Origin of the sequence: Planosporangium spinosum, assembly GCF_049999945.1 — a bacterium.
Classification (GTDB): domain Bacteria; phylum Actinomycetota; class Actinomycetes; order Mycobacteriales; family Micromonosporaceae; genus Planosporangium; species Planosporangium spinosum.
The window spans coordinates 21,959-48,535 of the sequence record NZ_JBLYUB010000042.1; the positions used below are offsets into that span (position 1 = coordinate 21,959).

The following is a 26,577-nucleotide window of genomic DNA, read 5'->3' on the forward strand; positions in this document are numbered from 1 at the left end:
GAAAAGGAGGTCCGCCATGACTCGGTGGACGGTGGGCGACGTGATGACGACTCCGGTGGTGGCGGTGCGGGAAGAGGCACCGTTCCGGGAGATCGTCGATCTGTTGGAAACGTACAAGGTCAGCGGCGTGCCGGTCGTCGACCGCGGCAACCTGGTCGTCGGTGTGGTCAGCGAGCGGGACCTGCTGGCTCGGATGGAGTTCGCCGACGGCGCGGAGCGGCCGCGGCGGTTCGAGCGGCGCCGTGCCCGCCTGGCGCGCGAGAAGGCCGGTGCGGAGACCGCACGCGACCTGATGACCTCACCGCCGGTGACGGTACTGACCGGTACGCCGGTCACCGCCGCGGCCAAGCTGATGACGTCGACCGGGGTCAAGCGGCTTCCGGTGGTCAACCTGGCGGGCCTGTTGGTGGGTATCGTGACCCGCAGCGACCTGTTGAAGGTGTTCCTGCGCCCGGACGCGGAGATCCGTGCCGACGTGTGGCAGACGCTGCGCCAGCTGCCCGTCGCCGCGATGGGCCAGGTGGACGTCCTGGTCAGCCACGGTGTCGTCACGTTGGCCGGGGAGGTCGAGCACCGGCGCACCGCGGAGGCCGTGGTGCGGCTGGCCCAGCGCGTCGACGGTGTCGTCGACGTCGTCGACCGGGTGACGTACTGGCACGACGACCTCGCCGAGACGATGGCCGCGCTGCCCTGAATTTTCGTGATCCGTCAAAGGGTCCGTGGGCCACGCCCTACGGACCCTTTGTCGATGACGGAGGGAGTCCAGCGCGCGACAGTGATACGGTTCGATCTCGTCGAGGGGGTGACGTGGGCCGTTCCTATGTCGTGACGGGAGGTGGCCGCGGTATCGGCCGCGCCGTCGTCGAACGGCTCCTCGACGACGGCGGCACCGTCGTCGTGATGGAACGGGACCCGGCCGCGCTCACCTGGACCGGTACCCACCCGGCCGGTTCGCGGATCGCCACGGTGGTCGGTGACGCCGCCGACGAGGCCGTCGCCGAACGGGCCGCCGACCTGGCCGAGGAAGCGGGCACCCTCGTCGGATGGGTCAACAACGCCGCGGTGTTCCGGGACGCCTCGTTGCATTCGGCGTCCACACGCGAGGTACTCGACCTCATCGCCGGCAACCTCAACCCCGCCATTGTCGGGTGCGCCACCGCGGTCCGTCGCCTCCTCGCGGCCGGTACCGGCGGCGCCATCGTCAACGTCTCCTCCCATCAGGCGCAACGAGCGGTGCGGGGAGCCCTGCCGTACGTGACGGCCAAGGCTGCCGTCGAAGGACTGACCCGCGCGCTGGCCGTCGACTACGGGCCGAGCGGGGTGCGGGTCAACGCCGTCGCGCTGGGTTCGATCAGCACCGAACGGTACGAGGAATTCCTCGGCCGGCAGGAGTCGGCGACGGCGGCGCGGATCGAGGACGAGATGCGCCTGCTCCACCCGGTCGGCAGGGTGGGGCGTCCCGAGGAGGTCGCGGCCGCCGTCGCGTACCTGCTCTCGGACGAGGCGAGCTTCATCAACGGCGCGACGGTACCCGTCGACGGTGGCCGGTCGGCGCTCGGCCGCGACCCCGAGGAAGCGTGACACCGTCCGACCCGGCATTGTCAGCCGGCCCGCCGCCCCCACGGATCGGGCCCGTCGTCGCCGGGCCGGTCGGCGCCTCCGCCGGGCTGATCGGTGTCTTCCTCGGTCTGTAGGGCACCGCGAATCGAGCGGAGCTTGCGCAACTCGTCGCTGAACTGCTCCTCGGTCAGCTCGCCGGCCTCGAGCCGGTGCCGCAACCCGATGACCCGATCGACGTAGCTGCCCGGGGGCGGCTCGTCTAGGACCTCGACGCCCATCTCCGCCGCCGCGAGGCGAACCCGGATCTCGATCCCGTCCCGGGACCGCATCATCTCCGCGAACCTGGCGTCCACCTCGGCCTGGTCGTCACCCATGTCGGGACTGAAGCCCACGGTCAGCTCCTCCTCGTCGGTCGGCGGGTCGATCGTCCGGTATCCGAGGTCGCCGCCGGGATAGTGATACCCCGCCGGCGGCCTCACGAACTCTCGATGGTCCTGGTACGGCAGCCGCCGTTCGAGATTCCGCTGGTGGGAGCGGGTAGACGTGGCGCGGCGGAGGCGGGGTGTTCGACGCCATTCAGTCCACGGAGGGACCGCCAGGCGAGTTCTCGGACGTTGGCGGCGTGCTGGGCGTCAGCCATGGCCACGACGCCGGGGGTGGGCCAAATGCGCGACGACCGGCCCTCACCGCCAGAGCGGCGAGGGCAGCGTTGGCGCCACCACCAATCACAGCGCCGATACCGAACGGTGCCACTCGACCGAGAACGATGATTCCCTGCTTGGTCCCGTACTTCGTGACGAAGTGCTTCCCCAGGACCTTGTTGATCTGACGCAACGTCTCGACCGGCACCTTGGCGACAACCTGACGTCCCCAGTGTTGCCCCGTACGCTCGGCGACCTTGGCGATGGTGGCGGAGCCGGACCCGCCGAGCATGATTCCCATCACGATCGTTCGGCGGCGCTCGATCTCGTCGATGGGGACTCCGTGGACTTCGGCGATCGAGAGCGCGAAGAGGGCGCTCAGCTCAAGAGATGAGAGAACCTCGCCTGCCGACAGCGCCAGCGCGATTCCCGTGCCGACGCCGGGCGCGGCCGCAGCTCCTCCAACTGCGGCACCCGCCCCGGTCAAGGTGCTGACGTACATCCGCTCCAGATTGCGGATCACCTGTGCTGGTGTCGCCTCTGGGTTCCGCTGGCGGGCCCGGGCGATGTTCTTGCGCACCAGTAGGCTCTGGATGCCGATTGCCTTATCCAGGAGGTCGAGGACTCGCTGCCCACGTAAGGCTGCTGCCGGCTCCGGTCCGTCGGGGGCACCTGTTGCCATGCTTTGAACTCCTTAGATCATCAGGTCCCAACTGAGTCTCCTATTCGACCAGTCGAGTGGACCTTGCACCAGATCGTTGAACGGTGGATTGCCGTACTGGCAGGCGAGTCCGTCGATTGGGACGCCTGCGGCGTGGGCGGTTCGAACAGCGTCCATCTGGGTCGCAGTCAACCAGGCCGTGCTGTGGCACGCGGCCACCGCCTGATCTGAAGTCGCGTCTACAACGTACAGACGATCACGCGGTGGCCGCGCCACGTCAACCCGCTCTCACCAGCGGAATCTCGAACGGCGGCTGCCGTACTAAGAAACCTTGGTCCAGTCGCCGCAGCGGCGGGTGGTGAAGTACTGGCCACCAGCCAGGGTCACCGTCGGCCGGCCGCCGGTGACGATGTCGTTGGCGACGATGTTGTTGCCGTTGGCGTCCGAGTAGATGCCCCAGTAGCAGCTTCCCGAGACCGGGTCCTTCACCCGGTAGGTACCGGGCTGGATGTCGACGCCGACGGCCCAGATGCCCTCGTGGATGGTGTTCTGGGCCTGGACCTTCTCGGCCTGGGTCACGGCGTCCTCACGCTGCTTCACCGCGTCCTCGCGGGACTGGACCCGGTCCTCGCGCTGCTTGGCCGCGTCCTCGCGGGTGCGGATCTGGTCGTCGCGCGCCTTATAGGTGTCGCGCTCCCGGGTCACGGTCTCCAGCCGCCCGGTGAGGTCACGGATGGTGGCGCGGTTCTTGTCGTTGGCGCGGTGCTGGGCCTCGCTGGTGCCGCGGTAGTGCAGCGCCAGCGCCCAGCCGCAGACCAGCGCGACCACGAGGACACCTGCGACCCACAGCCGCGGCCGGCGGAGGACGCGGGACAGCGGCCTCCGTACCGGCGCGTCGGGCGGCACGTCGGCCGCCGGTGGCGCATCGTCTTCCTCCGCCGGTGCTGCGGCGTCTTCCGCCGGCGGTTCGGTGTCCGCCGTCGACGGTTCGGTACTCGCCGCCGGTAACTGGGCTGCTACGGCCGACGGCTCCGTACTGGCTTCGGGGTGCTCGGTACTCATGGGGTCTCCCATCCGGACGGTCGGCGACCCGGCGTCGATCCGCGGGCCGTGCGGGGTCATCGGTCGGTCCTCGCGGCGCGGAGCGCGTGCAACGTCTCCAGCAGCGTGATCACTTCGGTGTGCAGCCGGCGCAGCTCGCCCGCGGTCGGCGCCATCTCGTAGCAGTGGTGGTGGGTCGCGGCGGACAGCGCGGCCCAGGCGTAGCTGATGCGGCGGGCCAGACGGCGGTCGTACCGGCGCAGCAGCAGCTGTTTGGTGCGGCCGTTGGCGCAGGCGGCGACCGGCGGTGACGCGCGGTGCCAGAAGTCGTCGAGGCCGCTCTCCAGGGCCAGCCGGACCAGGCAGGCGCAGGCCTTCGGCCACCACGCCCCGGTCACCGCGGTGGTGCCGAGCGCCCCGCTGCCGCGCAGCAGCTGGTCGGCCGCGCCGAGGCAACGATCCGGCGTCATCGTCGTCACGACAGCGCCTCCGCGAGCCGGCGGGTGTCGTCGACGAGCAGGTGCAGGTCGCCGGAGTACGCGCCGTGCACACCCTTGCGGCAGGCCTGGTAGGTGTCGGCGGCCCAGCGTCCGTACCGCCGGTTGAGGTACCCGAGCACGTCGCCGCCCCGGTCCGCGTCGTCGAACAGCGCCAGCGCGAGCGTCGTGGTCAGCCGTTTGCGCGCCTGCTCGATGGCATCCTCGATGTCGGCATGCCGGTCGCCGCGCGCGACGCGTACCCGCCAGACCACCCGGTGGCAGGCCGCCTCCAGCGCCGAGCGGCACAGTTCGGCGACCACCGGCGCGCGTACGTCGTCGGGTACCTCCGTCGACCGCGCCACCGCACGGGCGTCGTCGAGGTAGCGGCGTACCGGGTCGAGGCTGGGCCGCAGGGTGAGCACGGACCGTTCGGCGCGGACCACCTCCAGCACGTCGGCGTCGATCTCCAGCCGGCGTACCGCGTCGGGCAGCCGGGTGTCGTGGGTGAACACCACGACCTGGCGGTCGTCGGCCAGGCCGGCCAGTACCCGGGCCAGCCCGTCGACCTTCGACGGGTCCATGCTCTGCACCGGGTCGTCGATGACGATGAACCGGAACGGGCTCTCGTCGGCGCAGCTGCGCGGCAGGAACGTCGCCAGGCCGAGGGCGTGCATCTCGCCCTGGCTCATCACACCGAGGGCCATGCCGTTGTCGGCGCCGTCGACGCTGACCGGGAACACCAGCCGGCGCCTGGTGGCCGTACCGGTCAGCGTCATGGTGCCGAGCCGGACGTTGCTCTCCTGGCGCAGCTCCTGCCAGATCCGCTGGGAGTGGTCGGCGAACGGCGCGACCCGGTCGTTGCGGAGTTCCTCGCCGACCTTCTTCAACCAGGTCCGGGCGCTCTTGACGCGGGCGAGCGAGCGCCCGTGGTCGGGTACCGTCCGCGCGGCGTCAACCCAGTCGTGCACGTCGGCCGCGACCTGCCGCCAGCCGGTGTCACGCTGCCGCAGCCACTCGGCGGCGGCAGCCCGTACGGTATCGGCCGCATCGGCGACCGCCGGGTACCGCGCGTGCAGGTGGGCGGCGAGCTCGGCGGGGGTACGGGGTGCGTCGCGCAGCGCGGCCACGGCGGCCCGCAGCCCGTCGAGGGGTACGCCCGGCACGTCGCCGTCCGGGACGGTCACACCGTCGACGAGGGTACGGGCCTGGCGGGTCAGGTCGGTCAGGCGCGCCGCCGCCCGCTGCGCGGCGACCGTGGCGACGCGCAGTTCGCCCAGTGACGCCTCGGCGTTCTCCCGCCAGGTGGCGTCGAGGGTGCCGGTGCCGCAGACCGGGCACGGGCCGTCGCCGGCGTCGGTGTGGTGGTCGAGGGCCAGCCGCAGCAGCTCGGCGGTGTGTACCAGGACCCGCGACCGGGACCCGTCGTGGCGCTGCGTATCGGCCGACGCGGCGGCCAGGTCGTCGGCGAGCCGGGCGACCTCGCCGCGGTCGGGGAGTACGAGGGTGGCCAGCCGCCGGCAGTGGGCGGCCGTCTCGTCGGGGCCGCCGTCGAACGGTTCGGCCAGGATGGCGTCGAGCCGGTCGAGGTCGGGCCGGGTCGCGGCCAGCACGGTCGCGGCGCGCCGGGCCCGGTCGTCGTCGACCGCGGCGACCCGGTCGCGCAGCGGCTCGCGCCGGGCGCGTACCTGCTTGACGGCGGCGTCGAGGGGCCTTGCCGCGGCGAGCAGCCTCTTGTCGGCGTCGGCGAGCGCGTCCAGGCCGAGGATCGCGTTGATGGCGTCGAACAGTTCGCTCGGCGTACCGGAGACGAGCTTGCCCAGGTCGGCGGCGGTCAGGAACGGCCGGTAGAGCTTGAGCGGTTCGGCCAGGCCGAGCCCGGCGAGGTCGGTCGAGCGGCCGTCGGCGTCGGTGACGGTCACGCTGGCGGCGGCCAGTTCGGCGTCGGCGGCCCAGGACCGCTCGACCCGTACCGGCGTCGGCTGCCCGTCGGTGCGCAGGTCGACGGCGATCCGGCAGGGGTCCGGGGTGTGCAGGTTGCGCCAGCCGGTACGCCAGACGCTGTTCTTGTCGGCCCACCGGGCGCTGTCGCCGGTGAGGGCGAGTTCGACGGCCTCGGCGAAGCTGGACTTGCCGGAGCCGTTGCGGCCGACGACGAGCGTCAGGCCCGGCCCGGGGCGGATCGGCAGGGTCCGTTCGGGGCCGACGCCCCGGAAGCCGGCGACGGTGACGGACGACAGGTAGACGTGGCGCTCGGGCCGGTCGGCGTTCGCGCGCCGGGCCTCGAGTGTCGTCGGTCGACCGGCCAGGGCGGCGGCCAGGTCGTCGTCGCCGCACAGGGCGGCGAGCACGGTCTCGGCGGTGTCATCGGGTACGGAGTCGGCGGCGAGACGGTCGAAGAGCAGGTCCAGGAGGGGTGCTTCGCGGTTCACTGTGCCTCCGGTTCATGCTGCGGCGCTGGCGGTGTGCCAGTCGCGGAGGAAGGCGTCGACGAGGTCGGAAGCCCGACCGTGCAGGTCGAACTGTTCGGTCAGCCGCCGACGGGCCATGTGCGAGAGCGCGTCGGCGGCCTCGTTGAGGGGGTGGCCGGCGTGGCCCTTGACGTGCTGGAAGGTGACGCCGGGCAGGATGGGGAGGAGTTCGGCGAGCCGGACCAGGGTCGGCTGTGCGTCCCACTTGCGGGCGCGCAGGTCGTACCCGGTAGGCATGGCCGTGGTGTCACCGGCCTGCCAGCGGTGCAGGTAGGTCAGTGCGCCGAGGCTGTCGACCAGCACCGTCAGATGGTCAGGGGCGGTGACGAACCCGGACAGCAGGTACTCGACGGCACGCAGCTCGTTGATCATCGCTCGGGACGGTCCGGTCGGGTCGAGGCGGCCGGTCCTGCGCCCCCGCAGCCCGAAGTGGCCGTCGCTGACCACGTACGCGATGCCGCCGACCTGGCCCTTCCAGCTCGCGTCGGTCGCCGCGACCAGGTCGGTGGTGGCGCGGGTCCAACGGGTCACCACCCCGCGACCGCGTGCGGTGGCATCGCGGCGCACGCCGGCCCGGCACCCGCCCGCCGCGAGACGGTCGTGGGCGCCGGCGAGGGCCTCCGCCGCCTCGAGCTGCCGCGTCGCCGAGGCGAGCTCGTCGTACCGGGCGGCCATCAGGGCGAGGTTCACCGCGTCGCTGATCTGCCGGCAGTGTGTGCAGCGGTTGAGGGTCAGGTGGGGGCGCAGCGCCTCGGCGCGGTCGCGGAGGTCCTCGGGGAGCAGGGGCAGCGCCGTGGCGAACTCGTCCAGCCGCATGACGTCTCCTGTGAACGCTGAGCTTCTGTGAACACCGGGGGAGGGGATGGTCCGGGGCGGGTGGGTGACCGCCCCGGACGGTGGGGACGTCAGCTGAGCGCGACCTCGACGCCGCCGGAGAACGGCGAGTCGTGCAGTTCGAGCTTGGCGAGGGTGGCGGTCGCCGGGACGTCGAAGACCAGCACGCCGGTGACCTGGTTACCGGGGTTGATCTGGTTGAACAGCGTGGCGCCGTCGGAGTTGGCGTAGAGGCCGGCACCGGAGTCGGCGGAGTACTTCGTCTTGTCGGCGCCGAATGCCTTCTGGCTGATGTCGCTGAAGGACTGCGCCTCCTTGCCGATGTTCTTCACCTGGACCGTGACCAGGCAGAACTGGCCCTGGGCCTTCTTGCCCACCAGGTCGGTGCCGACCTGGGGCACCCCGCACTTGACCTGCTGCACGGTGAACTCGAACTTGCCGTCGCGGACGGCCTCCCCGACCTTCGCGGTCTTGTCCGCCGCCTTCGCGCCACCGTCCGAGCCGCCCGAGGCGTTCTGGCCGGCGCCGGCCCCGCAGCCGAGTGCCACGGTCGCCCCGACGAGCAGCCCGATGAGAGTGGTCTTACGCATTGCTCCTCCTCGTTGTGAAGTCGCCGTCAATGAGACCATCGTTCGAGAACACTGTCAACAGACGAATTCCTTGACACACCTGTATGCTGTCTGGGTGCACGAAACTCCGAGGGTCACCGCCGCCGACATCGCCCGCTTGGCGGGTGTCGGTCGCGCTGCGGTCAGCAACTGGCGCAAGCGCCACGCGGACTTCCCCGCGCCGGTCGGCGGTACGGCCGCGAGTCCCGAGTTCGACCTCGTGCAGGTCGAGAGCTGGCTCCGCGAGCAGGGCAAGCTGCCGGAGGTGTCCACCCAGGACCGGCTGTGGTCACACCTGTCGGGAGCCGCTGACAACCTCGCGGCGACGGTCGGGGTGGTCGGCGCCTACCTGCTCGCCCGCAAGCGCGGTGAGACGTCGTCGCTCCGCCACGTCGATGCGGCGGTACGGGAGGCGGTCACCGAACTCACCGACCGGCAGGGGCCGCAGGAGACGTTCGACGAGTTGTGGCGGCGCTTCATCCGCCGGGAGACGCGGCGCATCGGCGTCACCCCCGACGAACTGGCCGACCTCATGGTCGCCCTTGCCGAGGCCGGCGGCGGGGCGGTGCTTGACCCGGCCTGCGGCACCGGTGGCGTGCTCCGGGCCGCCGTGCGCGCCGGCTGCACCACCGCGTACGGGCAGGAGATCGATGAGAACACCGCCCGGCTGGCCGGCCTGTGGCTGGCCATGCGCGGCGTCCCCGGCAGCATCCACGTCGGCGACTCGCTGCGTGCCGACGCCTTCGGCGACCTCACCGTCGACGCGGTGGTGACCAACCCACCGTTCGGCGACACCAACTGGGGCCAGGAGGAGCTCGGGTACGACCGGCGCTGGGAGTACGGCACGCCGCCGCGCACCGAGCCGGAGCTGGCCTGGATCCAGCACGCCCTCGCGCACCTGCGACCGGGCGGGACCGCCGTCATCCTGATGCCGCCTTCGGCCGCCAGCCGGCGCGCCGGCCGGCGGATCCGCGCCGAACTGCTACGCCGCGGTGCGCTGCGTGCGCTCATCGCGCTACCGGCCCGGGCGGCCGCGCCGCACGGCGTGCCCCTGCACCTGTGGGTGCTACGGCGCCCCGCACCGGACGCCGCGCTGCCGGCACACGCGCTGCTGGTGAACGCCTCCGACGGCGACCTCGCCCCGGTGTATGCCCGGGTCCTGGAGACGTTCCGCCGGTTCACCGCCGCACCGGACGCGCCGGTCGAGGAGCCGGGGTTCGCCCGCGCCGTACCGGTCATCGAGCTGCTCGACGAGGAGGTCGACCTGACCCCGGCGCGCCGGCAGCCGGCCGTGGCGGCCGAGGATACGGGGGAGCACCTGGTCCGTACCCGGGAGCGGCTGGCGGCGCTGATGACGGAGCTGCCGGGGCTGATGCCCGAAGTCGTGGCCGACGAGGAGGCGGGTGCCTCGCCGACCGTGTCCATCGCCGAGCTGGCCAAGGCCGGTGCGCTCCAGATCGTCGGCCCGGTCCGGCCGGCGTCGCGGGACACTGGCGCGGCCGACGACCGGCCGGTGCTCACCGTGGCGGACGTGGTGAACGGCCGGCCGGCCTCGGGCCGACCAGAGCGTCCCCTCACCCCGGAGGTCGTCGTGCGGGCGGGCGACGTCGTCGTGCCGATGATTGCGACAAAGCTCACTGCCCGCGTGGCGAGTACCGACGGCGAGCTGCTCGGCAACAATCTCTACCTGTTGCGACCCAATCCGGCGGCGCTCGATCCCTGGTTCCTGGTGGGGCAGCTGCGCACCTCCGCCAACCAACGCCAGGCGAGCAGCCTGTCCGGCACCCTGCGGTTCGACGTGCGGCGTGCCCAGGTGCCCCGGGTGCCGCTCGACGAGCAGCGACGGCAGGGTGAGGCGTTCCGCCGCCTGGACGCCTTCGACGGCGCGCTGCGGCGCGCGGCCGAGCTGGGTGCCGAATTGGTCCGCATGACTGCTGACGGTTTGGCGCGAGGTGTACTCCGACCGGGTGAAGACTCCGATCCGCAACCACGCTGATACTGCATTGACGTCCACGGAAGGAATCTGGTGAGTACCAAGCACACCGAGCTGGCGAACTTCATCTGGTCGGTGGCCGACCTGCTGCGCGGCGACTACAAGCAGTCCGAGTACGGGCGGGTGATCCTGCCGTTCACCGTGCTGAGACGTCTCGACTGCGTGCTGGAGCCGACGAAGGACGCCGTGGTGGCGCGGTACGCCCAGCTCAAGGAGCAGGGCGTGACCAACATGGAGCCCGTGCTGCGGCGGACGGCGAAGCTGTCCTTCTACAACACCAGCCCCCTGACGTTCCGTGGGCTGCTCGCCGACCAGGACCACGTCGCCACGAACCTGCGTGGCTACATCGGCGGCTTCTCGCCGGGCGCGGCCGACGTGCTGGACAAGTACGCCTTCGACACGCAGATCGGCCGGCTCGCCGAGGCCGGGCTGCTCTACCAGGTGGTGGCGAAGTTCGCCGACATCGACCTGCACCCGGACGTCGTGTCCAACCACCAGATGGGGTACGTCTTCGAGGAGTTGATCAGGCGCTTCTCCGAAATCTCCAACGAGACCGCCGGTGAGCACTTCACCCCGCGCGAGGTCATCAAGCTGATGGTCAACCTGCTACTTGCGCCGGATGACGAGGACCTGGTCACGCCGGGCATCGTGAAGAAGGTGTATGACCCGGCGTGCGGCACCGGTGGCATGCTCACCGAGGCGCAGGAGCACATCCAGGAGCTCAACCCGCACGCCACCGTCGAGGTGTACGGCCAGGAGCTCAACGGCGAGACGTACGCGATCTGCCGCTCCGACATGATGCTCAAGGGCGGCGATCCCACGAAGATCGCGTACGGCAACTCGTTCAGCCAGGACGGGCACACCGACGAACGCTTCGACTACATGCTGGCCAACCCGCCGTTCGGCGTGGAGTGGAAGAAGGTCGAGAAGTTCATCAAGGATGAGGCCGCTGTCAGCGATGGCGGCCGGTTCAAGGCCGGTCTGCCACGCATCAACGACGGCTCGCTGCTGTTCCTTCAGCACATGATCTCGAAGATGAAGCGGCCCGAGGACGGGGGCACGCGGCTCGCGATCGTCTTCAATGGCTCGCCGTTGTTCACCGGCGCGGCCGGGTCGGGCGAGTCGGAGATCCGCCGCTGGATCCTGGATCGAGACCTGTTGGAAGGCATCATCGCGTTGCCTGACCAGTTGTTCTACAACACCGGCATCTCCACGTACTTCTGGATCCTGTCGAACCGCAAGGATCCCTCGCTGGAGCGCAAGGTCATCCTGCTCGACGGGCGCGAGCACTGGGCCAAGATGCGCAAGAGCCTGGGGGAGAAGCGCAAGCAGATCACCGAGGAGCAGATCGCCGACCTGACCCGGATGTACGGGGCCGCGCTGCCGATCGCGGAGGACCCGGAGCACCCGGACCACGGCAAGGTCAAGATCTTCAAGACGACCGACTTCGGGTACCAGCGGATCACCGTCGAGCGTCCGTTGCGGCTGCGGTTCGAGGTTACCGAGGAGAGCGTCGCGGCGCTGGCTGAGGCGAAGGCGCTGGCGAAGTACACCTGGCGGGACGATCTGCTGGCGGCGGTGAAGTCGCTGATCGGTACGAGCGCGTCGACGCGTCAGGGCTTCGTGTCGAAGCTCGACCAGGCGATTGCAGGGCTTGGCAAGTTGCCAGCTCCCGTGGAGAAGGCGGTATGGGAGGCCGTGTCGGTGCCCGACCCGGAGGGGGAGGTGCAGACCGACCGTAAAGGCAACCCGCTGCCGGACCCTGACCTGCGTGACAACGAGAACGTGCCGTTGGGTGAGGACATCCACGAGTACCTGAAGCGCGAGGTGCTGCCGCACGTACCGGACGCGTGGATTGACGAGACGAAGACGAAGATCGGGTGCGAACTCCCGTTTACTCGTTACTTCTACGTATATGAGCCGCCTCGGGCGATTTCAGCGATCGACGCAGAGATTGTGGCCCTTGACACCGAAATTCAGAGTCTCCTAAAGCAGGTGACGCGGAAGTGACGAATTTGGCTCCGTGGCTTACCGACACGCGCTGGGAAACAGTGCCGATTAGGTTCGTCGCAAAGCTGGGAACCGGCCATACTCCTAGTCGTAGCAGGCCAGACTATTGGGAAGACTGCACGATACCTTGGATTACACTTGCTGATGTCTGGCAACTCCGAAGTGGTGCGGTCGACTTTATAGAAGATACGAAGGAGAAAATTAGTCAGAAAGGCTTGGCTAATTCGGCGGCGGTAATTCATCCGGCCGGCACTGTCATCCTTTCTAGGACTGCTTCGGTAGGCTTCTCTGGAATTATGAAGAGAAGTATGGCGACGAGCCAGGATTTTGCTACTTGGACGTGCGGACCACAGTTGCACCCACGGTTTCTTCTGTACGTATTGCGTGCAACCGCGCCGGATCTTCGACGGATCGCTGCTGGTTCAACCCATAAGACTGTCTATATGCCGGACATCGAGCAGTTGCGGACTCCACTTCCTCCCGTGGATGTGCAACTGCAAATGATAGCTTATATAGACCAAGTCACCACGCGGCTCGACCATCTCGCGATGGCGCGACGCCGCCAGTTGGCGCTGGTGGAGAGCCGACTCGAAGCGGCATGGTCCACTCGCCTCGCAAAACTCATAGATGCATACCGTCCGATCCCTATGCGTCGATTGATCATGGCGATGTGTGATGGGCCATTTGGTAGTGCGTTGACTAGTCGTCATTACTCGGACCAAGGTGCCCGAGTAATTCGTCTCGGCAACATCGGGCGGGCGCAATTCATAAATCGCGATGCGGCTTTCATTCCGGGAGCCTACTTCTCGCAACTTCGGCGACACGAAGCATGCGCGGGTGATTTGGTGATGGCCGGCCTAGGCGACGAGAACCATCCGCTTGGGCGCGCGTCAGTCGTGCCTACTGGGCTTGGGCGGGCAATTGTAAAGGCAGATTGCTTCAGGCTTCGCTTGGATCAGACTAGGATCTCCCATGAGTTTGCGGCTTGGGCACTCAGTTCTGGCCCAATCTCTCAGCAGATTTCGGCTCTAAAGCGCGGTTCTACCAGATCTCGCATCAACTTAGAAGTAGTTCGCGAGATTGTGCTACCCGTTCCGCCCATGGCTGTGCAATTTGGGGTGGTTGAAGAGCTTTCAGAGTTGCGCAGAAAATGCGAGGCGGCCGCGGAGGCTATAAGGCGTCAGCTTCTCCTTATCGAAGAACGGAAACAGGCCGTGATAGCTGCGGCAGTCACCGGGAAACCCGGCGTCATGGATCCAGTGGGTACGGCGGCCGACTGAGCGCTGGCTGAGGCGGCGAGTAGGCGGGCGCATATGCGCGATGACCGGGAGGTGGGAGTATGACCGCAGGTAGGTCCATGGGCAGTAGCGTTCCGCTCGCCGCATGGCAGTTGCGAAAGGCGCTGGAGAGGGAATTCGGCGGCCTGATCGACATGACGGACCCAGCCGGGCAGCGCGATTCTAATGGGCAAATGTTCAGAAGTCGAGCGGCAGCAGCGTTGGTGGTAAGGAGCTTAACAGGTTGTGACAGCGCTGCGGCGGCTGGGGGTATCGTCGATGGTTTCAATGACGAAGGAATTGACGCTGTCGCGACTGATGCCACTGCGCGGCTTTGGTTAGTTCAAAGTAAGTGGAGCGATCACGGCGACAAAAGTATCTCTGTTGGGGAAGTTAACAGTCTGCTAGATGGCTTTCGTCTTCTAAGTAGGAGAGAGTTTTCGGGCCTCAACCCTCGGTTGCAAGCTTTCGAGCCGCAAATCACCGAAGTACTAAATAATCCGAAGCGGAAGATTACCCTCGTCCTTTCGGTCATGGGCTCTCAGCAGATTTCACGGGATGTGGCACGTCGGCTCGATGATGCCGTCGTCGAATCTAACCGGTATAACCGAGATGACCCGATACTGGACTACCGAGTATTCCTGATGAAGGATCTTCGTCAGATACTTAAAGATGACCTTCGGGAAGCGCCGATTAGCTTGACGGTTGGCATGGGTACCTGGCACAAGTTGTCGGGCCATCTCGAGGCGTACCAAGGCGAAGTTGCGGTTGGTTCGGTAGCTGCATGGTACAACGAACACGGTGACCGCTTGTTTGAGCGGAACCTCCGCAAGCCTCTCGGTCAAACTGAAGTTAATCTGGGCATGGTCAATACCTTACTCAGGGAGCCGGAAAACTTCTGCGCCCTCAATAACGGTATTACTATGCTTTGTGAATCCGTGGTTCCTAACCTTTGGAATCCAAGTGCCGCTGAGAGTCCCGTAAATCTCACGGTCATTGGTGCGAGCGTGGTTAATGGAGCGCAAACAGTTTCGGCTGTTCGAGAGGCGGTGCGACAGGACCCGACGGCAACAAAGGTGGGATATGTTTCGGTCAAGGTGATTTCCCTGCGGGACGCGCCTCCAGAGCTAGGTGTCCAAATTACGCAGGCCACCAATAGGCAGAACCAGGTAGAGTTGCGCGACTTTGTGGCCCTCGATCCTGTTCAGGCAGATATTGAAGAGGACTTTCGGCTATCCCTGCCACAGCGATATGTGGTAATGAGGGGTGACGAAATTCCGGCACCGGAGGATGGTTGCACGGTCGAGGAGGCGGCTGAGGCGCTGGCGTGCGCACGTAGGGATCCGGAACTTGTGATCCGTGCGATTGCTGATCTTGATTTGCTCTGGGAGCGAGGTCCGCAGGGTGCTTATGCAATCTTGTTTCACCGTAGGCCGCGTACCGCCCTAGAGATCTGGCGGTCGGTGCTGTTTCTGCGTGCTGTCAAGACCGCATTGGCTGATAGTCGAAACAGTCGCCGTGGCCGGGCTGAAGCGGTTGTTGAACAGGGGGAGCTTCTTATTGCTCACTTAACGCTGAGGAGGCTGGATCTCAGGGACATCGACAAGCCGGATTTGGGCATATCGGCTTTGCTGGAGTCGGTGCCTGCGACGGCTGTTCTAGTCACCGATTGGCTGATTAAGCATATTGATGATGAATTTGGTGCGACTTCATCAATAACAAACACCTTCTCGAATCCTGCGCGACTAGTGCTGTTGGCATCCAAGGTTTCGGCAAGTCTAGACCTAGGTGGGCCAGCGCCGGAACTATCGGCGGATTACAGTCGTCTCCGCGCTCCCCGTCGTCCAAACGCGGTGCGAACAATCGTTGAGGCCGGCGCAGTCAAGGATGGCACTATCCTCTCGTACCGAGGGCAGAACAAGCCTGAGATTGCCGCATTGGAGTCGTGGCTTGCTGACGACCCGCGGCGTGGTCAGGCTTCGTGGATAAATGATCGGGTTCGACCACTCCTCTGGGCTGAGGATGGCCGTCAGTACACGCCCACGGGGCTGGTCCAACGAATGTGGGATTTGGCCGGCTGGGAAGACGGACGACCAAGGGCTGTGCAGGGGCCAGCGCGGTGGTTTGTGACCGGTGCTGGATCGTTGGCCCAGCTTGCCGACGAGATCCTCAACAAACAGAACGATGCCGACTGAGAGTCGGCTGGCCCCCTGATCAGGTGGACTTTGGAGTGTGATGACTGTGGGTTTGGTATACAAGGAGCACTCGTTCGAGGCCGCGATTGAGGCGTCGCTGCTCGACTCCGGTTGGCTACCCGGCACTCCCAACAACTACCGCCCCGACCTCGGCCTCGACACCGCCGAACTGTTCGCCTTCATCGGTGACACCCAGCCGAAGGAGTGGGAGAAGCTTCTCGCGTACCACGGCAACGACCCGGACGACGCGCAGCGTGCCTTCGCCCAGTACCTCGGCAAGCAGATCGACGAGCGCGGCGTCCTTGACGTGCTGCGCCGAGGCGTGAAGGACCGGGGTGTCCTCATCAGGCTCGCGTACTTCAAGCCCGCCCACACCATCACCGACGATGCGCTCGCGTTCTACCGGAAGAACCGGCTCACCGTCACCCGGCAACTTCAGTACTCACTGAGCAACACCAACGCGCTCGACCTGGTGCTGTTCGTCAACGGCATCCCGCTCGCCACCGCCGAACTGAAGAACCCGCTCACCGGGCAGACCGTCGAGCACGCCAAGAAGCAGTACCGCGACGACCGTGACCCGAAGGAACTGCTGTTCACTCGCCGCGCCCTTGTGCACTTCGCCGTCGACCCGGACCTGGTCTTCGTGACCACCAGGCTGGACCGCGACAAGACCAGGTTCCTGCCGTTCAACATGGGCTCCGAAGGGCCGGGCGTATCCGGCGGTGCGGGCAACCCGCCCGCCAAGCCCGGCGGCTACCGGACCTCGTACCTGTGGGAGCAGATCTGGCACCCGGACACCTGGCTCGACCTGGTACGCCGGTTCCTGCATACGGAGGGGAAGGGGAGCCTGATCTTCCCGCGCTTCCACCAGTGGCACGCCGTGGTCAATCTCGCCGACCACGCGGCGCGGCACGGCTCCGGCCACAACTACCTGGTCATGCACTCCGCCGGCTCGGGTAAGTCCAACACCATCGCCTGGCTCGCCCACCGGCTGTCCAGCCTGCACACCCCGGCCGACCCGGCCGCCCTCGACCCGAAGGCCCACGCAGCCGGCCTCGGCCCCAACCAGCCGGTCTTCGACAAGATCATCATTATCAACGATCGGCTCGTGCTCGACCGGCAGTTGCAGGACACCGTGTTCCAGTTCGACCACGTGCCCGGTGTGGTGCAGCGCATCGAGAAGGACTCCGCCCAACTCGCCGCCGCCCTCCAGAGTGAGACCGCGAAGATCGTCATCACGACGGTACAGAAGTTCCCGTTCATCCTCGACAAGGTCAGCGGACTGAAGGGTAAGCGGTTCGCCATCATCGTCGACGAGGCACACTCGTCGCAGGCCGGCGAGTCCGCCGCGGCGCTCAAGAAGGTGCTGCTCAAACTCGGCAGCGACGACATCGACGCCGACGGCGACCCGCTCACCGCGTCGGCGCTCGCCCGCGGCCGGCACGACAGCCTGTCGTACTTCGCCTTCACGGCCACCCCGAAGCCGAAGACCCTCGAACTTTTCGGTACACCGCACCCGGTCACCGGTAACCCGCACCCGTTCCACACGTACTCGATGCGCCAGGCCATAGAGGAGGGCTTCATCCTCGACGTGCTGCGCAACTATGTGACCTACCAGTCGTACTGGAAGCTCGCGAACGCCAACCCGGATGACCCCGAGGTCGACCCGAAGAAGGCCGGCGCGCAGCTCGCCCGGTTCGTCAGCCTGCACCCCACCTCGAACTCCCAGCGCGCCGAGATCATCGTCGAGCACTTTCGCCGGCACACCGCGCCCCGGCTCGGCGGCCGCGCCAAGGCCATGGTGGTCACCCAGTCACGCGAGAACGCGGTCCGGCTGTACCGGGCCATCAAGAAGTACGTCGACGACCAGGGCTACCCGGACTGCGAGACGCTCGTCGCGTTCTCCGGCGACCTGGAGATCGACGGTGTCGAGGTGACCGAGGCGCGCCTCAACGGTTTCGGCGAAGGCGAGCTGCCGGCGCGGTTCGCCTACACCGCCGCCGACGACAAGCACGCCGGCACGCCCGCCGCCAAGCAGGACCGGCAGTACCGGATCCTGGTCGTCGCCGAGAAGTACCAGACCGGTTTCGACCAGCCGCTGCTGACCACGATGTACGTCGACAAGGCGCTCAAGGGCGTCGCCGCGGTGCAGACCCTGTCGCGGCTCAACCGTACCCACCCGCTGAAGACGCAGGGCGACATCTTCGTCCTCGATTTCCGCAACGACGCCGAGGCCATCGCCGAGCAGTTCAAGCCGTTCTACGAGACGGCCACCACCACCCCGACCGACCCGAACCTGCTCTACACCGCGCAGAACAACGTCATGGGGTACGCGCTGCTCGTCGATGCGGAGATGCAGAAGTACGCCGAGGAACTGCTCGCCGCCGAGCGGAAGGCGAAGAGCGACACCGCGATCCAGCGGGCCCACGCCGCGCTCTACCACCTCACCGACTCTGCCCGGGACCGGTACGTCGCGCTGGCCGCCGATGACCGTGAGCGGGCCGACGGCTTCCGCGCCGCGCTGCGCGACTACGTGCGGATGTATGCCTTCCTGTCCCAGGTCGTGCCCTACCACGACGAGGAGCTGGAGCGGCTGTACCTGTTCGGCCGGGCCCTGCTCAACCGGCTGCCGCGCCAGCGCGACGCCTCCGTCGACATCGGCGAGGTCGTGCTCACCCACCTGCGCATCAGCAAGACCGGCCAACACGACGTCAGCCTTACGTCGGAGGGCGAGCAGGTGCTGCCAGGGTTCACCGGTGGCGGCGCCGGCCCGCAACACGAGTCGGAGAAGGTCGCGCTGTCCGAGCTGATCGAGGAGTTCAACAACCACTTCGGCATCGGCCTGGGCGACTCGGACAAGATCTGGGTGGAGCAGCAGATCGCCGCCGCGGCCGAGGACGGTACGCTCCAGGCGGCCGCCATCGTCAACGACGAATCGAACTTCGGCGTCGTCTTCGACAAGCGATTTGAAGATATCGTCATCTCGCGCCACGACGACAACGGCAAGCTGATGCAGCGGTACCTCGACGACAAGACGCTGCAGACCCAGCTCAAGCAGTTCGCGCGGCGCCAGGCGTACCAGATGATCCGCCGGCAGAAAGGCATCGCCTAGCTCGTCGGTCGACCACGAAGGAGTAAGCCCGCTGTGGGGCAGGTAGATCCGCCGGCGCTGTACGTCGCCCATGACGACAGTACGGTCATCGTCTCGATCCTCCCGCTGAAGGTCCATGGCGGCAGAGCGGAAACGTACCGCTGGGGAAGCGTTCTCGAGATCAGCCCGGCGCCGCCTGGTGAAGGCGTGGACGTCCGACGTCTGTGCCGTCTCGTCGGCTCCGCACTTCTTGTGCTCTCGGCGCTTGTCGGATGGGTAGGCATCCGATGGTGGCCGGCTATTTGCCTGGTCGGGTTCGCCACCCTGGTGGTCGCCGCGGTCTACCCCGTACCGCAGGAGGCGGGCACCATTCTCGCCCCACAGCTACGTCACCGGCGGGACGACCACAGGATCCTGGTCGACGACGAGGACCGTCAGGCGCTCTCGGCGGCGGTTGATCTGGGGGAGCGCATCGCCGAGACGTGGCCGGCGCTGCGGGGCATGGTCGACACGGTGGCGGCGGAGCGCCTGCTCGCCCACGCGCTGTGGGAGCTGGCCGATCTCCTGGAACGCCGGCAGGGTTTCCGGGAGATGCGAGACGACCTGGCCGAGCATGATCACGAAGGGCTGCCTGCCGACAGTCCCGCTGTTCGCAATCTGTTGGCTCAGCGCACGAAGGTCGCGACGGCGCTGGCGGATCTCGACGCCGAGGTCGGCCGTCGCCTGGCCGAGTTGACAGCGACCGCTGTGGCCGGTGAGAACATCATCCGGGAATGGGAGATCGGCGAGCTGGTTCGCGACGCCGACCAGAGACTCGCCGAGCTGGCCCCACACGACCTGCCTGGCGAGTCGCGGGCCGGTGCGGCCCTGGCCGACCAGACCGAGGCCGTCATGGCGGCATACCGCGAGCTGAACACCAGGTACGGCGACGGGATCTGACGCATGCAGGCGGGAACGCTGGTCGGTGACCGGTACGAGCTGACGTACCCGGTCGGGCGGGGCGGCATGGGCGAGGTCTGGGCTGGGTACGACCGGAAGCTCGACCGGCCGGTCGCCGTCAAGGTGCTCCACCAGGTCGCGATGGCCGAAGCCGACCGTGACACCACGGTGGAACGCTTCATGCGGGAAGCCCGCGTGACCGCCCGGCTTGACCACCCGGGCGTACCGAACGTCCACGACGTCGGCTTCCACGACGGTGACATCTACATCGTCATGCAGCTCGTGTCCGGGGTCGTACTCGCCGACCTCGTCGCCGAGCGGGGCCGGCTGCCGGTGCCGTGGTCGGCGGCGATCGGGGCGCAGATCTGCTCCGTACTGGCCGCGGCCCACGCCGACTCGCTGGTGCACCGGGACCTCAAGCCGCAGAACGTCATCGTCACCCCGGCGGGTACGGTCAAGGTGCTCGACTTCGGCATCGCGGCGCTGCTCGGCCCGGCCGACGTGCCCCGGTTGACGGTCACCGGCGAAACCCTCGGCACACCCACCTACATGGCGCCCGAGCAGGCCCTGGGCGGCGCCGTCGGACCGCGCGCCGACCTGTACGCGCTGGGGTGTGTGCTGTTCGAGCTGCTGGTGGGGGAGCCTCCGTACCAGGCGGATACCGCGCTGGGCATGCTGCATAGCCACATGAACGATCCGGTGCCGCTGGTGGACGACCACCGCGACGACGTACCCGACGGTCTGACGAAACTGGTTGCCCGGCTGCTCGCCAAAGACCCGCTGGACCGCCCGGAGTCAGCCGTCGAGGTGTACGAGCTGCTGATGCCGTGGGCCGCCGAGGATGTCGGCGTGGCCGGTGGCGAGGCCGTCATGTCCGGGTCGGACGGTGCGGTGGCGGACCCGACGATGCCGTACCGGTACCCGTTCGGCCCGCTGCCCCGCCGTCGAGCGACCGCGCCGACCAAGGCGGACGGCAGGCAGGTTTCGGTCCCGACACTCGCGGAGTTGCAGGAGGTCCGGGACCGGGCTGCCGCGCTGGCCGAGGAGGAGCGGTTCAGCCAGGCCGCCGAGGCGTTGGAAAGCGCCCTGCGGTCTGCGCTCGGCGCGTACGGCGGACGGCATCCCAGGGTCCTCGACGCCCGGCTCGACTTCGCCAGCATGCTGCTGCTCGCCGGTGACTATAGGCGAGCGCTGCCGGAGTTCGAGAGGCTGGCCACCGACCTCGCCGCGCGGATGGGCCCCGATGACGAGCTGGTGTGGTACTGCCGGCAGCAGGGCGCCACCTGCCAGGCCGAGCTCGGGGAGGCGACCGAGGCGCTGCGGTCGCTGCGGGCGCTGCTGGCGGATCAGCGGCGGGTGCTCGGCGTCGGTGCGGCTGAGACATTCCCGCTGCAACATGAGATCGCCCTTCTGACCGCGGGTGTTGGGGACGTCGACGAGGCCCGGCGGCAGCTCCAGGAACTTCTGGCTCATGTACGCCGTGTCCACGGACCCGACTCGTCCGACGCGTCGGACATCGAGGCGCTACTGGCTCACCTTTCGCGGCTCGACAAAGGATGGCGGGAGTCGAGCTAGACCTGGCTTCTGTTACGCAAACGGGCTGTCAGAAGAGTGTGACGCCATCGCCGTTCTGCACGATACGGTGTGCATGCTGCGGCGGCGGCAGAATGTTGGCATCCTCTAGATCGGTCACGGTAACAAGCGGGTTGGCGATGATCCGCTCAAGGAGATCTGCCTGCTTGGCCTCAAGCTCCACGCAGCCTTCGAGGACGGCAACCAAGTCGCGTAGCTCGTCGGTCATGTCCAGCGTCCATCGCGCGGAGGTGAGCTCGTCGAGCTCCGACCCGCCGCGCCGACCAGATGGGTTTCGTTTCCGGTAGTCGAACCAGTGCTTGATGATTCGCATACCAGATACTTCGAAGGACCACACGGCGGCGCTGACAGGACCGACCCGGCCTGAGCCAATCACGACGCTTTGGTCCACCTCGTCGTAAGTGATTGAGTCTGGCATGTCCGTTGCGTGTCCGGAGATCGGGGAGAGGACGGCCGGCCGCTTGGCTGAAAGTTGCCTAGGTGATCTGCCGTCCACGATGTCTTCGAAACGTTCACCGAAGGTATGTAGCCATATCACACGCCTGCCTATCAGAACTGCCTCGTGCCATAAGTCTGGGACCGCCGTGAGCGGTACTCGAACACCTGGCTGTCGAAGCTCCTCGTGGAATCTCCTGGTGTAGCCGCAATGTGCAACTACTCCGGCCACGTAAGCCATAACGTCCGTGTCGTCGGTTGCGATACCGAGGCGCTGGCGCAGCAGCGTCGCAAGGTTCGGCGCCACGTTTGGTAGTGTCCGGCTCGTGTCACGGTAGAGCGGGATGACGCGACCGCCGTGATGTCCTCTGAAGTGGTGGGTGTCGGGCACGTAGGCCGTGAAGACGGCGGCAGGACCGCTGGTAAGCGGTTCGCGTAGTTGTGTGGTCAGATAAACTTGACGAGGGCCGGCGATCCGCCAGAGGTCGGAACGGAGGAAATCAATGACGCGTTGATCGGCGATCAGATACTGGCGGTCAAAGCTTCGAAATCCGATGCGCTGTATTCTGGGTGTCGGTGACTTCTCGTCTCTGATTGTTACGTAATCTGTCTCGCCTGGGAATGGTACGAGCCGTTTGTTGACATCCCTGTCGCGAGTCTCCTTCATTAGCCGAGCCTTTTCTGTAGGGTTGGCATTGATGAGCGCTCGCCAACGTTGCAGGAGAACGTTTCGGTCCGGAGCGTGAACCCAAGCCCGATTGCACTTCACGCCCAGGGACGTGTACGGGAGCACTTCCTCGATCCGTGGGTTCCGGGTCCAAGAACCATCCTGGGTCGGTTGCAGCGGCGCTTCCCAGTCGATCGGGCAGTCCCGCCAGCGCCAATCGTCTATTTGGATTTGCCTCAGCAGGCTGAACTTCTCCGCCTGGTCTCCGGACAACGCCAGGTGTTGAATCAATGCTGGTTCGGCACGTTTAGATGTTGAACGTCGCGCGAAAATTGCGATGCAGACTGGATGTGGTACGCCGGGGAATACGCGGGATTTGGTATTGGACCAGTGGCCTTCGGTGGACAGGTCGACGATCCAGCCGAAGTCCGCGTGCTCGCGTAGGTAGCGTCTCATGCCGGCGAAGCCCGGTCCGTTAAGGTATGCGTAGGTGGTGATGAAGGCCACCACTCCAGCCGGCTGTTCGGGTGTCGACTCGAATGCCTTCCAGAGTGCCCATCGCCAGAAGTAGATTGCTAAGTCGTGTAGCTTGTGTTCATGTCTCCAGTTTCCCGGCGCTCGGAAATCATCCAACAGTGATCTTTGGCCCGGATGTTGGTCCAGTACCCACTTGCCATACGGCTTCGCCTTCGCTCGGTATGGCGGGTTGCCCAGGACCACCATCACTCCCTCGTCGGTCTTGACCTTGTTCGCCGCTCGGCGGGAGTCGGCAAGTGGCGCGTACATCCGGGCGCGCGCGGGCAACGGCATCTTATTCGGATCATCGAGGGTGTCCGCAACGTAGAGCCGAAAGTCTTCGTCTTTGGCTTCGGCGTGGTAGGCGTCCAACGCTTGGTCGAGCTTGAGTTCTGCGACCGCGTACGGACCGATCTGTCTTTCGAACCCGACTAGTCGAGTCAGCAGGGCGCGTAGCGACGCGGGAACATCGCCACCCTCGCCCTTAACTGTTTCTGCTACTCGGTCTAGCACGCTCTGAAGGAAGGTGCCGGTACCCATGGCGGGATCGAGGACCACCACGTGATTGTCGGCGAGGCCCCGCTCAACGCCTAGTTTGGTCCGCAGCACTTCGTCGACGAAGCGGGTCATGAAATCAGTGACCGCTGTCGGGGTGTAATACGCCCCCGTCTGTCGCCGTATTACTGGATCGTAAGCCTCCAGAAACTCCTCATAAAGCCAGTGGTGGGTGCCAGCTGCGGGCCAGCGACTCCAATCCGCTACACCGATGACCCGACGCATCGTTTGCAGGGCAATGCTGCGCTCTTCGATGCTCATTCCGCGGTCAGGGCGAGCTGTGAGGATGGAAAGAGCCCGGCCGACCAGGAGATGCCGTTTGGCAAGCTTTTCGCCGATGTCCGATATCTCCAGCCCCTCGAAAATGACACCTTCCCGCCGGGCGAGCATCAGTCCGAAGGTTATGGTCTGGGCATATGCGTCGACAAACTCATCGTCAGTGAGGTCCGGAAACAGCCACTCTTGCCAGTCTGCAAGGTGCTCGGAGAACAATGCCTTTGTGTTGCCTCGGCGTTCCCTCTGAAGCGCTTCGGCGACCTCGTCTCGCAGAAGGTGGCACAGTCTTGCGGAAATTTTGATTAGATCGCGGAGATCCCGGGGCGGTGTCGGTTTCCAGCAGAGGAAGTTCTGCAGCAGCGACGCGAATGTGTCGTTCTTGGGGCGAAGTCGGGATCCTGACCGTGCCAGATCTCCTTCCAGGGCTGCGACATCACCGCTCTGTTGTCCGTAGTGATAGACTGCCCAACTAGTTCCATCGGTGTAGAGCACGTTTGGGAGCGCCTTTAGCTTCTCCCACTGCTCCCGATCCCTGGCCTTCCCCCAGCGCGGCGAGCCCGGTACTCCCATGCCCGGCGCCTTCAATTCCACGACACCGACGCGTGCACCAGAAACGTCGATTGCCAGGTCTGGTCGGATTCTGAGTGACTTTTCTGCTGCTTCTCGGTGGGAGAGTAAATCTAGCCCGAGTGCGTGCGCGACGTCCCTGAGGAGCGTTTCCACTGCGGCGGTCAGGTTCGCCTCTGCTTGTCCAACTTGCGCTCGTAGGAGTGGCGCTACGACTGCACCAAACTTTGCGACCGCTCGTTCAACCTGCGCAGGAAAAGCGCCGGTCGATCCTTCGCTCTTGCTGTGGTTGGGCGTGCGTGCCATCGGCGTGCCTCCCGTTCGGCAGAAACCGGTCAAGACCTAGCCAGAACAGAGAGGCATACGTACTGCTCCCTTCCGATAGCTGTACGTCACTGACAGCTTGAATCAAGTAGCCCCTAGATATCAAGAGATCAGCATGTACCGGTGTAGTTTGCGCTGATTAAGCAACCTTTGTCGTGATAGTCATGTTGTATAACTCGCGTTCAAATCTGCCTATATCATGATTGTTGTTACGTGCCAATCCTTTTTTGTGGGCCTGCACAGGGTCAGCTAGTCGCCTGTACTCGGGAGCGCGATCGGGGCCAATCCGGGCGTTCCTGGACCTGAGTGCTTCGCTATCCGGTCAGGCGACCTCGGCTCGCAGCAGATTCGACAACACTTATGGCGTGCTGGGGGCTCCAAGCGCTCCGGTTGCGTCCTGCGGTGTCAATCGCCGCTACAGATCTTGAAAGGCCAGGTTGAATGGTGTTCGCGCGGTGGGGCGTTCGGTACGGTCGTGGCCATGAGTGACGAGCCTCCGGTGCGGGTCGGACTGCGGGTCAAGGACGTGAGCGCGGCTGCGGCGTTGTACGAGAGCTTCGGTTTCGTTCCGGTCGGAACGGTGCCCGGACTGGACGGCCAGGTGGTGATGGCGATCCTTCGTCGGGGTCCGTTGCAGCTGTTGGTCGATGCATTGGTGGGCATGCCGTTCGCGGACAGCGTGCGGGAGCGTCAGACGAAGGTGGGGCCACGCGGTCTTGGCGTGGTCATCGGGATCGAGGTGGACGATGTTGATGAGGCGGCCCGGCGTTGCCGAGCCGCGGGCTGCGTGATCGGGGCCGGCCCGCTGGATGCGCCCTGGGGCGAGCGCTACGTCGAGGTCGAGGACCCTCACGGGTACGCGTGGAAGTTCTTCCAGGTGCTGCCCGATCCACCAGACGACAGCCAGGGCGCGGTTGCTGACCTGTGGTTCGGACAGGCCAAGGTCGCCGACGACCAGCTGGTGGACCGTTCAGGCTAGGGCTGGTGCGGCTCAAGGGTCAGGCCGGTGTGAACGACGAAGCTGTCGATCAGGTCGGTGCGGTACTGGATCCGCTTGAGCCGCTGCTTGACGACGGCCTGAAGATGATCGACGCCATAGACGGCGAGATTGCCGATGCTGCGCTTGAGATGCGACCAGACTCCCTCGGTGGGGTTGAGGTCAGGGGCGTAGGCGGGCAGCCGGATGACGTACAGCCAGTCCCGGGCGGTGATCAACTGCCGCATCGCGACGCTGACGTGGTTGTTCAGGTTGTCCCAGACGAGCACGATCGGGCCGCCCAACTGTTGGTGTGCAGCATCCAGCAGGGCGATGAGTCGGTCTCGGCGAAGCTGCGCCGCTCGTTCCTGCGTCCCCGGTGGACGATGGTGCGGTAGATCAGGCGGCTGCGCCGGCCCGGTTTGAGGCACACTAAGCCGGCGACCGATACGCGCCCGGAGCCCTTGCCGGGCACCGCCACCACCGGGGTACGGCCTCGGCGGCCCCAAGTACGCGCCTTCGGCGGGCGCAGCGTCTGACCCGCCTCGTCCTCGAAGCAGATCCACGCGTCGCGCTGCGCCGCTACCGTTTTCCCGCCGGCCATGCCTCCCGCCGCCACGCCGCGACCGCCTGCTCGGCGCGTTCGACCGCACGATGTGCGGGTACCTGCACCGACCAGCCGATGCGGTGCGACAGGTAGGACGTGCCGCGCAGCGTGTAGCGGACGCGGGGGAACAGGGAACAGGTTGCGTCCCACCGAGTGGTGTAGAAGCTGATCCACTTCGGCGTATCGCAGACATGAAGAGGGTCATCGCGTGAGTCTCTGTGTGAACGACCAAGAACACCCAGAGGACGGAGTACGCGATGACCC

At 66.4% G+C, this 26,577-nt stretch carries 20 protein-coding genes; 10 read left to right on the forward strand and 10 right to left on the reverse strand.

Annotation, left to right across the window (positions count from 1 at the left end):
- Window positions 1-16: 16 nt before the first annotated feature.
- Window positions 17-694 carry a CBS domain-containing protein gene (locus ACNTMW_RS32330; protein ID WP_426637825.1) on the forward strand — a complete coding sequence of 226 codons (678 nt, stop codon included), beginning with the start codon at window positions 17-19 and terminating at the stop codon, window positions 692-694.
- A gap of 113 nt (window positions 695-807) precedes the next feature.
- Complete coding sequence (locus ACNTMW_RS32335) at window positions 808-1,581, forward strand: SDR family NAD(P)-dependent oxidoreductase (RefSeq protein ID WP_426637827.1); 774 nt, start codon at window positions 808-810, stop codon at window positions 1,579-1,581.
- A 20-nt stretch (window positions 1,582-1,601) separates the two neighbouring features.
- On the opposite strand, the gene ACNTMW_RS32340 is transcribed toward ACNTMW_RS32335, so the two are convergent.
- The 7 genes from ACNTMW_RS32340 to ACNTMW_RS32370 form a co-directional block, all read right to left on the reverse strand.
- Window positions 1,602-2,039 carry a hypothetical protein gene (locus ACNTMW_RS32340; RefSeq protein WP_426637828.1) on the reverse strand — a complete coding sequence of 146 codons (438 nt, stop codon included), beginning with the start codon at window positions 2,037-2,039 and terminating at the stop codon, window positions 1,602-1,604.
- A 97-nt stretch (window positions 2,040-2,136) separates the two neighbouring features.
- Entirely contained in the window at window positions 2,137-2,883 is a 747-nt protein-coding gene (locus ACNTMW_RS32345; RefSeq protein WP_426637830.1) for a hypothetical protein, read from the reverse strand.
- A gap of 300 nt (window positions 2,884-3,183) precedes the next feature.
- Window positions 3,184-3,924 (reverse strand): Rv1352/Rv1906c domain-containing protein, encoded by a 741-nt coding sequence (locus tag ACNTMW_RS32350; RefSeq protein WP_426637832.1) that lies wholly within the window; start codon window positions 3,922-3,924, stop codon window positions 3,184-3,186.
- 56 nt (window positions 3,925-3,980) lie between these two features.
- Window positions 3,981-4,373: a hypothetical protein gene (locus ACNTMW_RS32355; RefSeq protein ID WP_426637834.1), complete on the reverse strand. Its 393-nt coding sequence runs from the start codon at window positions 4,371-4,373 to the stop codon at window positions 3,981-3,983.
- Window positions 4,374-4,378: 5 nt separating this feature from the next.
- The gene (locus ACNTMW_RS32360) at window positions 4,379-6,811 is read right to left on the reverse strand and encodes an AAA family ATPase (protein ID WP_426637836.1); all 2,433 of its coding nucleotides are present in this window, start codon (window positions 6,809-6,811) and stop codon (window positions 4,379-4,381) included.
- A 12-nt stretch (window positions 6,812-6,823) separates the two neighbouring features.
- Complete coding sequence (locus ACNTMW_RS32365; RefSeq protein ID WP_426637837.1) at window positions 6,824-7,666, reverse strand: ribonuclease HI; 843 nt, start codon at window positions 7,664-7,666, stop codon at window positions 6,824-6,826.
- An 89-nt stretch (window positions 7,667-7,755) separates the two neighbouring features.
- Window positions 7,756-8,274: a DUF4352 domain-containing protein gene (locus ACNTMW_RS32370; RefSeq protein WP_426637838.1), complete on the reverse strand. Its 519-nt coding sequence runs from the start codon at window positions 8,272-8,274 to the stop codon at window positions 7,756-7,758.
- A gap of 94 nt (window positions 8,275-8,368) precedes the next feature.
- Here ACNTMW_RS32370 and ACNTMW_RS32375 point away from each other — a divergent pair, with 94 nt between their 5' ends.
- The 7 genes from ACNTMW_RS32375 to ACNTMW_RS32405 all read left to right on the forward strand — a co-directional run bounded on the left by ACNTMW_RS32375 (window position 8,369) and on the right by ACNTMW_RS32405 (window position 21,372).
- Window positions 8,369-10,288, forward strand: a complete 1,920-nt coding sequence (locus ACNTMW_RS32375; protein ID WP_426637839.1) for an N-6 DNA methylase — start codon at window positions 8,369-8,371, stop codon at window positions 10,286-10,288.
- A gap of 30 nt (window positions 10,289-10,318) precedes the next feature.
- Entirely contained in the window at window positions 10,319-12,295 is a 1,977-nt protein-coding gene (locus ACNTMW_RS32380) for a type I restriction-modification system subunit M (protein ID WP_426637840.1), read from the forward strand.
- Window positions 12,292-13,575: a restriction endonuclease subunit S gene (locus ACNTMW_RS32385; protein ID WP_426637841.1), complete on the forward strand. Its 1,284-nt coding sequence runs from the start codon at window positions 12,292-12,294 to the stop codon at window positions 13,573-13,575. Before ACNTMW_RS32380 ends, ACNTMW_RS32385 begins: the two co-directional genes overlap by 4 nt.
- 77 nt (window positions 13,576-13,652) lie before the next feature.
- Window positions 13,653-15,767 (forward strand): AIPR family protein, encoded by a 2,115-nt coding sequence (locus tag ACNTMW_RS32390; RefSeq protein WP_426637843.1) that lies wholly within the window; start codon window positions 13,653-13,655, stop codon window positions 15,765-15,767.
- 46 nt (window positions 15,768-15,813) lie between these two features.
- Window positions 15,814-18,879 (forward strand): type I restriction endonuclease subunit R, encoded by a 3,066-nt coding sequence (locus tag ACNTMW_RS32395; RefSeq protein WP_426637845.1) that lies wholly within the window; start codon window positions 15,814-15,816, stop codon window positions 18,877-18,879.
- Between the two features lie 186 nt (window positions 18,880-19,065).
- Window positions 19,066-19,797 carry a hypothetical protein gene (locus tag ACNTMW_RS32400; protein WP_426637847.1) on the forward strand — a complete coding sequence of 244 codons (732 nt, stop codon included), beginning with the start codon at window positions 19,066-19,068 and terminating at the stop codon, window positions 19,795-19,797.
- Between the two features lie 3 nt (window positions 19,798-19,800).
- Window positions 19,801-21,372, forward strand: coding sequence for a serine/threonine-protein kinase (locus ACNTMW_RS32405; RefSeq protein WP_426637848.1), 1,572 nt, complete (start codon window positions 19,801-19,803; stop codon window positions 21,370-21,372).
- Window positions 21,373-21,400: 28 nt separating this feature from the next.
- Here ACNTMW_RS32405 and ACNTMW_RS32410 read toward each other — a convergent pair whose 3' ends face one another.
- Window positions 21,401-24,562, reverse strand: coding sequence for a type ISP restriction/modification enzyme (locus ACNTMW_RS32410; RefSeq protein ID WP_426637849.1), 3,162 nt, complete (start codon window positions 24,560-24,562; stop codon window positions 21,401-21,403).
- A 649-nt stretch (window positions 24,563-25,211) separates the two neighbouring features.
- On the opposite strand from ACNTMW_RS32410, the gene ACNTMW_RS32415 reads away from it, so the two are divergent.
- A complete protein-coding gene (locus ACNTMW_RS32415) occupies window positions 25,212-25,709 on the forward strand; it encodes a VOC family protein (RefSeq protein WP_426637851.1) in 498 nt (165 codons plus the stop codon).
- Here the strand turns inward: ACNTMW_RS32415 and ACNTMW_RS32420 are convergent.
- Entirely contained in the window at window positions 25,706-26,359 is a 654-nt protein-coding gene (locus ACNTMW_RS32420; RefSeq protein WP_426637852.1) for a transposase, read from the reverse strand. The two genes, ACNTMW_RS32415 and ACNTMW_RS32420, sit on opposite strands and share 4 nt — an antisense overlap.
- Window positions 26,289-26,577 (reverse strand): helix-turn-helix domain-containing protein (locus tag ACNTMW_RS32425; protein ID WP_426637854.1); only part of this gene is annotated, 289 nt, incomplete at its 5' end. The genes ACNTMW_RS32425 and ACNTMW_RS32420, both read right to left, overlap by 71 nt.